Origin of the sequence: Rhizobium redzepovicii (assembly GCF_019793435.1) — a bacterium.
GTDB classification, from domain to species: domain Bacteria; phylum Pseudomonadota; class Alphaproteobacteria; order Rhizobiales; family Rhizobiaceae; genus Rhizobium; species Rhizobium redzepovicii.
The window spans coordinates 60,414-72,909 of the sequence record NZ_JAILYH010000015.1 but is presented as its reverse complement, the minus strand read 5'-3'; the positions used below and the strand labels follow the sequence as shown (position 1 = coordinate 72,909).

The window sequence follows — 12,496 nt, the reverse complement described above, 5'->3', positions numbered from 1 at the left end:
GTCAGGCCGCGAAAAAGGCGGCGTTGCGTGATGCAGACGCCGCCCTCATCTTGAGAGGAATGTCGCATTCATTACATGGTCCGGTGTTTGTTGTCGTCCGTGCTCGGCCAGCCAATATCCTTGCGAATGTCGAAGGGCATCGCTTCGATTTCACGGGCGGTCCGCCAGCGGGTCCAGGCAAGCACGAGCTTGCGAGCATAATTTGCCAGATCGAAGCGGCCTGCGCCGGAGGTGAAGGGCTTGCCGCCACCGCGATAGGTGAGCGTGGTCATTTTCCGGTTCCTTTCTTAGGTCAGGGACATGGTCATCGATGGGAGGTTCGTCCATGTCCATGATGCCAATATGGCCTCTGGGAACCCATCATTCAAACGAATAGAGTTTATGGATAACATCAGAGATATTGAATGATCATTGCGCCGCTGCCGGGTTTTCTTGAGTCGCTGGATTGATCCCGGCCAGCATAATTCCGGCTGCGGCAAGACGCATCGGAACCATGTCCGCTCCACGTCGTTGCCGCTTCGTAGCAATGACGCAAAGGAGGAAACGATGATTTCCGCAGACCAGATCCGAGAACATATGGAAGTGCGGGCTGCCGACGGCACCCATATGGGGACGGTCGATCATCTCGACGGTCCCACCCGCATCAAGCTGACGAAGACCGACTCGGAAGACGGCAAACACCACCTGATCCCGATCGATTGGGTCGATCACGTCGACGCACATGTTCACCTGTCGAAGAATGCCAGGGATGTCCGCAGCCAGTGGGCCACCATCAACTGACGAGCAATCGGCTGCGGCTTCGGCCGCAGCCCCATATCAAGGGAACACATATGTCCAAACAATTGAAAAAGGGCGACGAAGTAAGCTGGGATACCAGCCAGGGAGAGACCGAAGGCAAGGTGGTGAAGAAGCAGACCAGCCCCACGAAGATCAAAAGTCACCAAGTGAAGGCATCGGCGGCGGAGCCGCAATATATCGTCGAGAGCGATAAATCGGGAAAACGCGCCGCGCACAAGCCAGACCAACTGAGGAAGCTTTAAAGGGCTGCTGATCCCAACGAGAAGGAGATCGATATGCCAGCCAAGTCCAAGGCCCAGCAGAAGGCGGCGGGTGCCGCACTCTCGGCCAAGCGCGGCGATACGCCCAAGAAAGAGCTCAAGGGTGCCTCGAAGCAGATGGAGGAATCCATGAGCGAGAAGCAGCTGGAGGAGTTCGCCTCCACCAAAAGAAAGGGTAAACCGGAGCACGCCTCCAAATAGGTCGAAGAACAGCGGCAGCGATGGCGGGGGTCGTCCTGTTCACGTCGTCGTCGAATGCATCGAGAAATTCGCGACCTCGTGCGTCTCGGAGACGGCGAAAAGGATTGCGCGTGCTGATGCATCCGGATCTTTCGCCAGCCAGCGCAATTCGAACGTCACGCCGATGCGGCCGTCTTCGGCCTGTCCCAGCGAAACGAACAATGCGCTGCACTCAACAGAGTCCAGCACAGCTGACAGGTCGGGAATATTGGAGCTCGAGCCATAGACGACGAGTGTCGCCTTGCGTTCGCAGCGCAGCCAACTGTCCAGGCGTTTCAGTGGCGACAGCACGATGAAGGCAACGACCGTCGCCACTGTGCCGGTGACGACCTGGCCGCCGCCGAAACAGAGGCCGACGACCGTCATGAACCACAAGGTTGCCGCCGTGGTGACGCCGGTCATCATGTCGCCGCGCCTGAGGATTGCTCCGCCGCCGATAAAGCCAACGCCTGTGAGGACGCCGAGCGGAAAACGCAGCACGTCCATCTGCGTGAAGAAACTCAGGGTTTTTCCGTAGGTCGAGAGTAGCAGGTTCGCCTGGACCATTGCGATGCAGGCGGCAAGCGCCACCAGGATCGTGGTCCTGAAGCCTGCGGCGTGGCCGCCGCGCTCGCGATCGAGGCCGATAAGGCCGGCGGCAATCACCGTCAGCATGATGCGCGCGGCGATATCCCACCAGCTCGGCGTCAGCGGCATGGCGTCGGTCAGGAGCGAAGGCATGCCGGGCTCCAGGCTTCGTCTCGCCCTTTACGCTGCTCGTCGGGCATTCGATCCTCCTCAGCCTCGATGCATCAGGGTCTAAACGCCATACGGCGCAGGACGTTTCCGTTGCGCCGCGGCCGCCAGGTCGAGATTGGCGGTTCGGTGGCAGCCGGTGTATGTATGGTTTCAAATATGGGCAGTTCGCCCGTCAACCAAAGGGCGTTGCGCCCAAAACGGAGTATAGAATTGGCTGTCGCCTTCACCAAGGAAGAGAGTTTCGAAACCGCTTCGGAAACCCTGCTGCCCGATCGTCCGGTTTCGCCGCATCTGAACCTGGTCACGGAGGCCGGGCTCACGGCTCTGGAATGGCAGTTCCGGCAAGCTCGCGAGGCTTATGATGCAGCGAGCACAATCGATGACGTGAACGAACGGCGGCGGCAGGCTGCAGGTCCCTTGCGCGACCTGCGCTACCTCGCGGTAAGGCTACGCACCGCCCAACTTATGGCCGATCCTGCGTCAACCGACACTGTTGCCTTTGGCAGCACGGTGACCTTCAGCCGTGACGACGGGCGCGTGCAGACCTATCGGATCGTCGGCGAGGATGAGGCCGATCCCAAGGCCGGATCGATTTCCTATGTCTCGCCGGTGGCGCGGTTGCTGATGGGCCGGGCTGTCGGCGACGTGGTGGAAACGGGCGGCCAGGAACTTGAGATCATCACTATCGCATAGGACGCGATCTCTAAGTGGTGTCGGATTCAGCGACACGCAATTATTGTTATAAAAATGGTACTGCTTGGTACTTTATTTATGAGGCATTTACCAATCGTGACTTAGAAGGTGACATTCCATCATCGAAAGTCATGCTTATGGTCAGCGCAATTTCCAGTTCTGCATCCACCATTCTGAGTTCAGCCGCTTCAACCTCGTCTTCCAGTTCATCGAATCAACTTGCTTCTCTCGAGGCGCAGCTTGCCGAAAAGCAGGCAGCCCTGTCGCAGACAAAGGACGAGAAAGAGAAAGCCACAATCGAAAAATCCATCGAGACGCTGGAAGCCAAGATTGCCAAGCTCGAAGCGTCCGAGAGCAGCAAGGCCGAGGCGTCTGCCGGATCGAAGCCCGCCGCCGAGGCTCCGCAGGAGCTTGCCGGCGAAAGCGACCGTATCGGCACGAAGAATTTCGACGAGACCAGCGAGTTCGGCAGCCGCACCGCTTACGTTTGATCGCAATAGAGGCGGCGCTTCGCCACAGTGACGACTTCGCGCGTCAGCTCCGCCAGGCGGTCGGCGGCGAGGCGGTTGATCTGCCAATAGAGTGGAATATCCAGCGGTGTACCGGGAACGAGTTCCACAAGCCGACCTGAGGCGAAATGTTCGCGGGTCAGCTGAGTCGGGTTCATCCCCCAGCCCATACCCGAAAGGGCGGCCTCGACGAAGCTTTGCGTCGAGGGCAGCCAGTGGGTGGGGTGATCGAGATCCTGTCCGAAGGTCTGCCTTATCCAGCCGCTCTGCAACCTGTCCTTCTGATTGAAGGTCAGCGTCGGCGCATTGCGGATCGCCTCGGCGGTAACGCCATCAGGAAAGTGGCGCGCAACGAAATCGGGGCTCGCCGTGGCGTGATAGCGGAGAATGCCGAGTTCGAAGCGACGGCATCCCCTGATCGGCTTTTCCAGACTGGTGACGGCGGCGATCACCCGTCCGCGCTCAAGCCATTCGGCGGTGTGATCCTGGTCGTCGACGGCGATGTTCAGGAGGTAGGACGCGTTCTTCGCGAAATTCGCCATGGCCTCGACGAACCACGTTCCGAGACTATCGGCATTGGTGGCGATCTGAAGGGTGACCCGCTGGCGCGGCTCGTCGGGATCAAAGAGCGCCGGCAACTGCCCGAGGAGTTCGGCCTCCAACATGCCGACATTCTCCATGTGACGACAGAGCCATTCTCCTTTTTCCGTTGCCGTGCAGGGCGTGCCTCTGACGATGAGCACGGTGCCAAGACGCTCTTCGAGTTGCTTCACGCGCTGCGAAATCGCCGATGGCGTGACGTTGAGGATGGTCGCGGCGCGTTCAAAGCTGCCGGTCTGGACAACGCTTGCGACCGCGCGCAGGGCGGGATAATCGAGCATGGATTAGTTTTTCTTAATTGGGATGAGTTGGATTAATTAGTCTAATTCGCGGAATGGCGATAGCCCACCGTTACCGAAGTGAGGGTGTTCGCCGAAGCAATGAATTTTTCGATCTATGCCACCGGCCTGATGATGGGCCTCAGCTTGATTGTCGCAATCGGTGCGCAGAACGCTTTCATCCTGCGCCAGGGTCTGCGCAATGAACATGTTTTCGCCGTCTGTCTCGCCTGCGCGCTCTCAGATGCCGTGCTGATCGTGCTCGGCGTGACCAGCCTGCAGCAGATCGCCCGGTTCATGCCCTGGCTCGATCCGGTCATGCGTTATGGAGGGGCGGCGTTTCTCGCCTGGTATGGCACGAAAAGCCTCTATTCCGCCTTTCGGTCATCCGCTACCCTCTCGGCGGCAGAAGCCAAGACTTCAAGCTTTCGCCAGACGCTCGCAACCTGCCTCGCGCTCACCTGGCTGAATCCGCACGTCTATCTCGATACGGTCGTGCTGCTCGGCACGATCTCGACGCGTTACCCCGAACAGCAGGCTTCGTTTGCCGCGGGAGCGGTAACGGGTTCCTTCCTGTTCTTCTTCTCTCTCGGATATGGCGCGACATGGCTGCGGCCGATTTTCTCGAAACCGTCGTCCTGGCGGATGGTGGAAACAGTCGTCGCTTTCACCATGTGGATCATCGCCTTCAAGCTGCTCGGCGGGATGTAGACGACTCAACGGTCGGCTTTACGCACGGTGACGAATTGGCGAGCCGTCCTTGCGGTTCCTGTTCAGCAGACCCGTGCGCAGACCAAGTCAGAACCTGCGACAAATTGCAAGCTCTGCGCGTCTGAAAAAAGCGGCGCTGGCGGCGCGCCTTATGCGCGGCTCGGTGATTCTACGATCCTCAGCGCCCGCTTCGGCCGAGCGGCCCTGTTCACAAGCGGCGGCTCCATTTCACGCTGACAATCGGCCATCAGGTGCGACGGAAATCGCTTCAATTCCCGCAACGCATGCTCGTGGTTCGCATCTCTGCGCCGGCGCGACTTGAATGCGGAAAGAGCCTGTACGATATTCCATGTGCTTGATTGTGCCATGTTCGGCCTCCTTTGCTTGCTTTAGCCTCCGATACCCAGAATATGAGTGCCGATTGACATTCAATCAAACAAAATGATATGGGGTTATAAATCAGAAAAATTGAAAGATGCGACGATGAGCCTTCCCTTTCGCCGTCCCATTCCTTTGCTTGACAACGATGTACTGCGAACCTTCGTGGCCATCGCCGAGACAGGCAATTTTTCGACTGCCGCTGAGGCGGTCTTCCGTACGCCTTCGGCGGTGTCGATGCAGATCAAGAAGCTCGAGGAACAGCTGGGCGCAACACTGTTTTTGCGTGACGCGCGCTCGGTATCGCTGACGCGCCACGGCGAGATGCTGCTGTCTTACGCCCGCAACATCCTGGCACTGTCGAACGAGGCGGTGTCGCGCTTCATCATGCCGGAGCTCAGCGGTGTCGTCAGGCTCGGCGCGCCGGAGGATATCGGTGAGCGGCTGCTCCCGAGCATCCTGAAGAGTTTCGCTGAAAGTTATCCCGGCATCATGGTCGATGTGACGATTGACATGAGCATTGGGCTGAAAAAGCGCATGGAGGAGCAGCGGCTCGACCTGGCCTTGATCAACTGTGCGACGCGGCCGTTCCCGACAGGTGGCGAGGTGGTGTTCCGCGAGCGGCTGGTCTGGGCCGGCGCCAGGTGCGGTTCGGCGCATCGCCGCGATCCACTGCCGATCTCGATCTGGGAAGACGGCTGCATCTGGCGCCAGGAGGCGCTCTCCCAACTCGAACGCAATAAACGGCACTATCGCGTCGCCTATCTCAGCGGCCACACCATGGCACAACGCGCCGCCGTGCTCTCCGATCTGGCCATTGCGCCGCTGCCGCTATCCTATGTCAATGAAGACATGGCGATCCTGGGCCCGCAGGAAGGCCTGCCGGAACTCGGCGCTTTCGATATCCGCCTGCTGACCGCCTCGCAAGTATCAGGGCCGATCGAGACGGTAGCCGACAGCATTCGTGGCGCCTTTGCCGAGAGAGCGAAGGCGGTTGCTGCCTGACGATCTCTTTCCAGCGTTGAACCTTTTGTCCCCTTGTGCGTTATCGGCGCGAACGGCATAAGTCCCGTTCGGGGTTGATTTCAAACAAGGATATTCGAAATGACGACAACGGCCAAAATCGCCGCAGCCTTGATGGTTCTTCTGGCGCTCTCCTCCTGCGGCAACACGATCCGCGGCATAGGAAAAGATACCGCAAACACCGTGAACGCCACGCAGGACGCCGGCCGCTCGGTTGACCGCGCTGCGAAGAAATAACGGCCGTTCGATTCCTGCGGGAATCGGCCGATCAAGTCCTGCCCGGGAACCGGATCAAATGTTGACCGGGCCGGATCAAGAGTTGACCGGGGGATAAGCCTTTTCCAGGCCGCCGGATCGGTCAAGACCGGTCCGGAAGGCTTGGTAAGCAGGATGCTGGCTGGAACGGGCGGTTTCCATCAGCCGGATCTGCAGCCGATCCGGTGCTTGAGCTCCGAGCCACAGGCCGAGATTTTCGAGCTTCAGCGAGTTCAGGAAACGCGAACCCGCGGCGAGATCGAGATGGCGGCGCAGGCCGTCAAGCAGGTTATCGTCCTGAGCGACATTTTCCATGAGCAGCGTCAGATATGATTTGTCCGTCTCCGACAGCGCGGCGAGCTTTTCCGCAACGGTATCGCGGTCGGGAAAGGGAACATTGCCATTCATGTCGAATCGTCCGGTCGTTGATCGTCTCCTGCCGTTATAAGCTCGCCTTGACCTTCTCGGCTACATCGGCCGGAACCCATTTCATCCACAGACCCTCGTAATTGCGAAGGAAATGGATGGCGGCATCCTCGTTGCTTTCGTGGTTTTCGTCTTGCCAGGCGAGAACCTGATTGATCGTCTGATTGTCCCATTTGCGGGTCTTGAGATAGGTGGTGACAGGTCCGGAGCGGCTGGCAAAAGACCTGGTCATCAAGGTGAAGGCGCGCGAGACCGGGTAGGAATTGACTTCCGGCCTCAAGCAGCCGGCAACCGCCGTGCAGCGGTCCCACTCTGTCTTGTTGTGGCCGACGCCGAAGCTCAGCCGCGTCATGTCGTATTTACCGAGGACGGCCGTTGGCGCCCAATAGTATCCGAGCCAGCCGACCTTGTTTTCGAAGGCGCGAGCAATCGAGGCATCGAGCCGTTCGGGGCTGCCGGTTTCGACGAGTTCGAAGCTCTTCTTGTCCGCGGCAAGCGCCTTGAACAGGTTGGTGGTCGATATCTGGCAGCTCCAGTCGGCGGGACAATTGTAGACCGCGCCCTTCGACACATCGTCCTCGGCGGGGAACAGTTCGGGATGTTTCAGCGCATCTTCGACCGACCGGATGTCGGGATTGGCGTCGGCAATGAATTTCGGGATCCACCAGCCCTCGACCGCACCGTCGGCCAGGATCTCGGCTCCCTGCACCAGCCGTCCGGCGTTGACGGCCTGATCAAGCAAGGCTCTGACGGAATTGATCCAATATTCAGAGGCGATGTCCGGAGTGCCTTTCTCGTTCATCGAGGCGAAGGTCGGCAGCGTGTCGCCGTCGACGATGGTGACCGAGCAGCCGTAGCCCTTTTCCAGGATGATCTTGTCGAAATTCGCCGCAATACCGGCTGAGGCCCATTTCATCTCGGCGATCGAAACCTTGCCGCACTCTGCGGCTTCGGCCGGCGCAACGGTAGAAAGAGCCGCGGCAAAGACGGCTGGAATCAGAATCGTCTTCATCGTCATTCCCCGAATTCTTCTTTACAGCGCCGCGTCTTTTCAGACGCGCTAAGGATGCTGGGAGACATTTACCGATGCGCAGCCGGGGGTCGCAAATCAGCGACAAGTTTCTCCGGCGCCCAAAAGGAAATGCCGCGATCCCGCGACAAACGTTTTCCGCTTCATGGGGCGCCTTCGTCCTTGCGGCTCCGGCAGCTTATCGCAGGTCATGGTTCGAAAATGGCGTTTTTGGAAAGCCTACGCGTTCGCTCGCAGAAATCAACCGTCTTCTGCTGATGGTTGCGGGACTAAATGATTGAATTCGAAGAATTTATCTCAATATCCCGAAAATGGCGCCTTTAAGCAGTTTGCACGCTCTTGGCGATCGCCGGTGGGGCTTCGGCAGAAATTTCGGCGAGAAAGTCAAAAAAAGTCAAAATTAACATTTGCGTAAGGCTTCAATAACTCTCCGGTAAGAATGTGCCGTTATCAGTTGGGTCGTGGCGGCAATGACCGCCGCTTCCCCGGTTCAGGTAGTGCGTACCGGGGAAAGCGAGCTTCGCCGTGTAGGGGCGAAGACGCCTGAGTTTTCGGCAAACCGCGCAGAGCCAAGGCCATGCGCGGTTTTCGCGTTTCTGCGGGACGCTTGAGCAGGGTCAAGTCCTGACTCAGAACACGTCTTGACCGAGGGCACGCCTTGACCCGGGATCGTCGCCCATTGTAGGCCTCGCCTCAGCGAAAGGCGGCCACTATGGCAAGAGCGATCATGCTGCAGGGAACCGGCTCGGATGTCGGCAAGACGGTGCTGGTCGCCGGCCTTTGCCGGCTGGCGGCCAATCGCGGGCTTGCCGTCCGGCCATTCAAGCCGCAGAACATGTCGAACAATGCGGCGGTTGCCGATGACGGCGGCGAAATCGGCCGGGCGCAGTGGCTGCAATCGCTGGCGGCGCGCACGCAGTCCTCGGTGCACATGAACCCGGTGCTGCTCAAGCCGCAATCGGAGAATGGCAGTCAGATCATCGTGCAGGGCAGGGTGTTCGGACAGGCGAAAGGGCGGGATTATCAGCGGCTGAAGCCGCAGCTGCTCGGCGCAGTGCTCGAAAGCTTCGAAAAAGTCGCTGCGGGCGCCGATCTCGTCATCGTCGAGGGTGCCGGATCGCCGGCCGAGATCAATCTCAGGGCCGGCGATATCGCCAATATGGGTTTTGCGACCCGGGCCGGCGTGCCTGTCGTGCTCGTCGGCGATATCGACCGCGGCGGCGTCATCGCCTCGTTGGTCGGCACGCATGCGATTCTCGATCATGGGGACCGGGCGATGATCGCGGGCTATATCATCAACAAGTTCCGCGGCGACATCTCCCTGTTCGACGACGGCATCTGCGCCATCGAAGGCTTTACCGGCTGGCCGTGTTTCGGCGTCGTGCCGTGGCTGCCGGGTGCGGCGCGCCTGCCGGCCGAAGATTCGGTCGTGCTCGAACGGCTGGCGAAGGGCAGGACCGGGGCGCTGAAGATCGCCGTGCCGGTGCTGCCGCGCATCGCCAATTTCGACGATCTCGACCCGCTGCGGGCCGAGGCGGACGTCGAACTGGTCTTCGTGCGATCGGGCGAACGGCTGCCTGCCGATGCGAGCCTCGTCATTCTTCCCGGCTCGAAAGCGACGATATCGGATCTCGCCGATTTCAGGGCTGAAGGCTGGGACCGCGATCTCCATATGCATGTCAGACGCGGCGGCCGAGTGATCGGCATTTGCGGCGGCTACCAGATGCTCGGCCGCACGGTGCACGATCCGCTCGGTCTCGAGGGCGGGACACTCGAGACGCCGGGGCTTGCGCTGCTCGACGTCGAGACCGAGATGGCGCCTGAAAAAACCGTGCGCAACAGCCATGCCCGCTCGACTGAATACGACGTGCCGCTTGCCGGCTACCAGATCCACCTCGGCATCACCCACGGCCCGGATTGCGACCGGCCTTCGGCGATTATCGACGGCGCACCCGACGGGGCGCTTTCGGCCGATGGCCGGATCATGGGCACCTATCTGCACGGGCTCTTCGGCAGCGACGCCTATCGCGCCCTGCTGCTTCAAAGCTTTGGGCTCTCGGGGGAGCAGAGGAATTACCGCGAGAGCGTCGAGTGGGCGCTGGATGAAATCGCGAGTGACCTGGAGAAGCATCTCGATGCGCGCTGGCTTGCGGGGTTGCTGGGGTAGGGATGGATGTGTGTTAGGCGGGGATTGCCGCGCTGCCTTGCTCCCGCTGGAAGCAGGTCCCCTATGTTCGGTTGATCTGAGGTGCTTAACCTCTTCTCCGTCATTCCTGTGACAAGCGCAGGAATGAAGGAGGAGGAGAGTTGGGGCGCCATCGAATGCTCAGAGCAGCGACTTGCGCCCACTGTCTGCCGCTCCACTCTTGCCAAATTAGTTGACTGAGTCCATTAATTCTCTCACCACGAGAATTCGGTCGAGAGCATAAACCATGAGCGTAATGGATAGATTTTCACTGGCTGGTCAGGTGGCGCTCGTGACCGGGGGCGGCCGCGGTCTGGGCTTCGAGATGGCGCGCGTGCTTGCCGAGGCCGGCGCGCATGTCATCATCACCGGACGGACGGCGGCGACGCTGGACGAGGCCCTAAGAACGCTGCGTGCGGCGGGCGGCTCGGCGGAGGCTGCCGTGTTCGACATCGCCGACCGCGAGGCCCAGCGTTCTGTGATGGCCGATATCGAAAAGGTCCGCGGCCGTCTCGATATTCTGATCAACAATGTCGGCGCCCGCGACAGGCGGCCGCTGACCGAATTCGACGATGAGGCCATCATCGAGCTGCTGCACACCGATCTGGCCGCGGCAATGATGCTTTCGCGCGATGCCGCGGTGCTGATGAAGCGGCGCAATTATGGCCGCCTGATCGCGGTGACCTCGATCAGCGGTCATGTCGTCATGCCCGGCGACTGCGTCTATCCGGCTGCCAAGCAGGGTCTGACCGGACTGATGCGCGGCATGGCAGTCGAATTCGGCCCTTACGGCATCACCAGCAACGCGATCGCACCCGGCTGGTTCGCCACGGAGACGAACGCGGCAATGGCCGCGAATGAGGAATTGATGCCCTTCGTGCGCCAGCGCATCCCGGTCCAACGCTGGGGACGCCCGGACGAGATCGCCGGTGCAGCACTGTTTCTTGCAAGCGGCGCCGCATCCTTCGTCAACGGCCACGTATTGACCGTCGACGGCGGCATGACGGTCCGGATGTGAGGACGATACCCGCCGGCGTTGTGCCGGCTTCGGATGAAATGACTTGCCGTTGATAACGGCTGGAAATATCGGTTTGGCGCGACTATCAATTGATAGGGCGGCAGCCGGTTCGGCATCGCCGCCCATTTGCCCGATTTGCCGTCATAAGGTTGCGCCGGCTCATGTGGAGGTTCGGAAATTAACGGTCATATTCAGTGGATTATAGAGCAGGGAATCACCAGCGAGCATATTGGCGACCTCGTTTCCGGCCTGTGTAAGCGGCTGATCGCGGACGGGTTTCCGATCTGGCGGGCGAGTATCAGAATGCCGTCCCTGCATCCGATGTATCGCGGCGTCGCGGCCAATTTCATGCGGGGCGGTGAGACCGTCCTTGAAAATGCCGAGCACGGCAGTGCTACGGAGCGTGACTTCGAGAAGACGCCGATCTTTTACCTTTTGAGCCGCGGCGAAAGAACGGGGCGATGGAATTTGGCGAGGGGCGAGGGTCTCGATTATACCGAGCTCAACGAATTCGCGCTTTCCGGGGGCACGGATCACGTGATTAGCCTGTTCGAATTCCCGAAGGAAGTCGCGTTGCGCGGGCTCGGTTTCTCGCTGACGAGCGATGCGCCGGGCGGATTTTCCGATGATCAACTGGCGATCGTCGCAGCGCTATTCCCGGCACTCGGACTGGCGGCCTACCGCGTGGCGGTTTCGAAGACGGCGAGCGATATCCTCGCGGTCTATACCGGCGCTAGGACGAGTGCGCGTATCCTTGCCGGCGAAACCCGCAGAGGAATGGGCGGTTCCATCGATGCCGCCATCCTACTGGCCGACCTTCGCAATTTCACGGCCTTGACCGAGGTCTATCAGCCCGCGGAGATCGTCGGGTTTCTCAACGAGCATTTCGAGCTGATCGACCGGCATGTCGAGGAAAATTCCGGCGAGATCCTCAAGTTCATGGGCGACAGTGTACTGGCGATCTTTCCGACTGAGGCGGAGGATCCGCAAAAGGCCTGCAGGGCAGCGTTGGCTTCGGCTCAGAATCTGCTGAAGGCCAACGAAGAGCTTAATCGCGAGCGGACACGCAACGGAGGCCCCGATATCGGCATCGATGTCGTGCTGCATCTCGGCGAGGTTTTCTACGGAAATGTCGGCGCCCACGGCCGGCTCGACTTCACGGTGATCGGCAGGGCTGTCAACGAAGCCTCGCGGCTGGAAAAGCTCTGCGGAATGCTCGAGCAGCACCTGCTGCTGTCGGAGAGCTTCGCGGCGACCTCAGCCGTCCCCTGCGAGTATCTCGGCTCTTTCGAATTGCGGGGCGTTTCGAAGAAGGCCGACGTCTTCCGGCTGGCCGGCGCCGCGTCATAACACC

At 60.1% G+C, this 12,496-nt stretch carries 17 protein-coding genes; 11 read left to right on the top strand and 6 right to left on the bottom strand.

Annotated elements, in window-relative coordinates; genetic code table 11:
• Positions 1–71 precede the first annotated feature (71 nt).
• Entirely contained in the window at positions 72–272 is a 201-nt protein-coding gene (locus K6N12_RS23095) for a hypothetical protein (RefSeq protein WP_003593933.1), read from the bottom strand.
• 274 nt (positions 273–546) lie between these two features.
• Here K6N12_RS23095 and K6N12_RS23090 point away from each other — a divergent pair, with 274 nt between their 5' ends.
• Genes K6N12_RS23090 through K6N12_RS23080 form a run of 3 tightly spaced genes read left to right on the top strand, consistent with a single transcriptional unit; the run spans position 547 to position 1,259 of the window.
• Positions 547–780 carry a DUF2171 domain-containing protein gene (locus tag K6N12_RS23090; protein WP_012557983.1) on the top strand — a complete coding sequence of 78 codons (234 nt, stop codon included), beginning with the start codon at positions 547–549 and terminating at the stop codon, positions 778–780.
• A 50-nt stretch (positions 781–830) separates the two neighbouring features.
• Entirely contained in the window at positions 831–1,040 is a 210-nt protein-coding gene (locus tag K6N12_RS23085) for a hypervirulence associated TUDOR domain-containing protein (protein ID WP_097625823.1), read from the top strand.
• A 33-nt stretch (positions 1,041–1,073) separates the two neighbouring features.
• Positions 1,074–1,259, top strand: coding sequence for a DUF3008 family protein (locus K6N12_RS23080; protein WP_097625822.1), 186 nt, complete (start codon positions 1,074–1,076; stop codon positions 1,257–1,259).
• A 39-nt stretch (positions 1,260–1,298) separates the two neighbouring features.
• Here K6N12_RS23080 and K6N12_RS23075 read toward each other — a convergent pair whose 3' ends face one another.
• Positions 1,299–2,018, bottom strand: coding sequence for an MgtC/SapB family protein (locus K6N12_RS23075; protein ID WP_097625821.1), 720 nt, complete (start codon positions 2,016–2,018; stop codon positions 1,299–1,301).
• Between the two features lie 228 nt (positions 2,019–2,246).
• Here K6N12_RS23075 and greA point away from each other — a divergent pair, with 228 nt between their 5' ends.
• Together greA and K6N12_RS23065 are read left to right on the top strand one after the other, a co-directional pair.
• On the top strand, positions 2,247–2,729 hold the full coding sequence (gene greA, locus K6N12_RS23070) for a transcription elongation factor GreA (protein WP_097625820.1): 483 nt from the start codon (positions 2,247–2,249) through the stop codon (positions 2,727–2,729).
• Between the two features lie 131 nt (positions 2,730–2,860).
• Entirely contained in the window at positions 2,861–3,220 is a 360-nt protein-coding gene (locus K6N12_RS23065; protein ID WP_097625819.1) for a hypothetical protein, read from the top strand.
• Here K6N12_RS23065 and K6N12_RS23060 read toward each other — a convergent pair.
• Positions 3,211–4,119, bottom strand: a complete 909-nt coding sequence (locus K6N12_RS23060; RefSeq protein ID WP_097625818.1) for a LysR family transcriptional regulator ArgP — start codon at positions 4,117–4,119, stop codon at positions 3,211–3,213. The two genes, K6N12_RS23065 and K6N12_RS23060, sit on opposite strands and share 10 nt — an antisense overlap.
• Before the next feature lie 99 nt (positions 4,120–4,218).
• Between K6N12_RS23060 and K6N12_RS23055 the strand changes: the two genes are divergently transcribed.
• The gene (locus tag K6N12_RS23055) at positions 4,219–4,827 is read left to right on the top strand and encodes a LysE/ArgO family amino acid transporter (RefSeq protein ID WP_097626053.1); all 609 of its coding nucleotides are present in this window, start codon (positions 4,219–4,221) and stop codon (positions 4,825–4,827) included.
• 149 nt (positions 4,828–4,976) lie between these two features.
• Here the strand turns inward: K6N12_RS23055 and K6N12_RS34180 are convergent, their stop codons facing one another.
• Positions 4,977–5,195 (bottom strand): hypothetical protein, encoded by a 219-nt coding sequence (locus tag K6N12_RS34180; protein ID WP_097625817.1) that lies wholly within the window; start codon positions 5,193–5,195, stop codon positions 4,977–4,979.
• Between the two features lie 73 nt (positions 5,196–5,268).
• On the opposite strand from K6N12_RS34180, the gene K6N12_RS23050 reads away from it, so the two are divergent.
• Both K6N12_RS23050 and K6N12_RS23045 read left to right on the top strand, forming a co-directional pair.
• The gene (locus K6N12_RS23050) at positions 5,269–6,210 is read left to right on the top strand and encodes a LysR family transcriptional regulator (protein WP_172643288.1); all 942 of its coding nucleotides are present in this window, start codon (positions 5,269–5,271) and stop codon (positions 6,208–6,210) included.
• 99 nt (positions 6,211–6,309) lie between these two features.
• Positions 6,310–6,465 (top strand): entericidin domain-containing protein, encoded by a 156-nt coding sequence (locus tag K6N12_RS23045; RefSeq protein ID WP_003540537.1) that lies wholly within the window; start codon positions 6,310–6,312, stop codon positions 6,463–6,465.
• A 75-nt stretch (positions 6,466–6,540) separates the two neighbouring features.
• On the opposite strand, the gene K6N12_RS23040 is transcribed toward K6N12_RS23045, so the two are convergent.
• Entirely contained in the window at positions 6,541–6,891 is a 351-nt protein-coding gene (locus K6N12_RS23040; RefSeq protein ID WP_097625816.1) for a hypothetical protein, read from the bottom strand.
• A gap of 34 nt (positions 6,892–6,925) precedes the next feature.
• The gene (locus tag K6N12_RS23035; RefSeq protein WP_179867119.1) at positions 6,926–7,927 is read right to left on the bottom strand and encodes a glycine betaine ABC transporter substrate-binding protein; all 1,002 of its coding nucleotides are present in this window, start codon (positions 7,925–7,927) and stop codon (positions 6,926–6,928) included.
• Between the two features lie 724 nt (positions 7,928–8,651).
• On the opposite strand from K6N12_RS23035, the gene K6N12_RS23030 reads away from it, so the two are divergent.
• The 3 genes from K6N12_RS23030 to K6N12_RS23020 all read left to right on the top strand — a co-directional run bounded on the left by K6N12_RS23030 (position 8,652) and on the right by K6N12_RS23020 (position 12,492).
• Positions 8,652–10,106, top strand: a complete 1,455-nt coding sequence (locus K6N12_RS23030; RefSeq protein WP_222148977.1) for a cobyric acid synthase — start codon at positions 8,652–8,654, stop codon at positions 10,104–10,106.
• A 265-nt stretch (positions 10,107–10,371) separates the two neighbouring features.
• Positions 10,372–11,142 (top strand): SDR family oxidoreductase, encoded by a 771-nt coding sequence (locus K6N12_RS23025; RefSeq protein ID WP_097625814.1) that lies wholly within the window; start codon positions 10,372–10,374, stop codon positions 11,140–11,142.
• Positions 11,143–11,403: 261 nt separating this feature from the next.
• Positions 11,404–12,492, top strand: a complete 1,089-nt coding sequence (locus K6N12_RS23020) for an adenylate/guanylate cyclase domain-containing protein (RefSeq protein WP_097625813.1) — start codon at positions 11,404–11,406, stop codon at positions 12,490–12,492.
• Positions 12,493–12,496 lie beyond the last annotated feature (4 nt).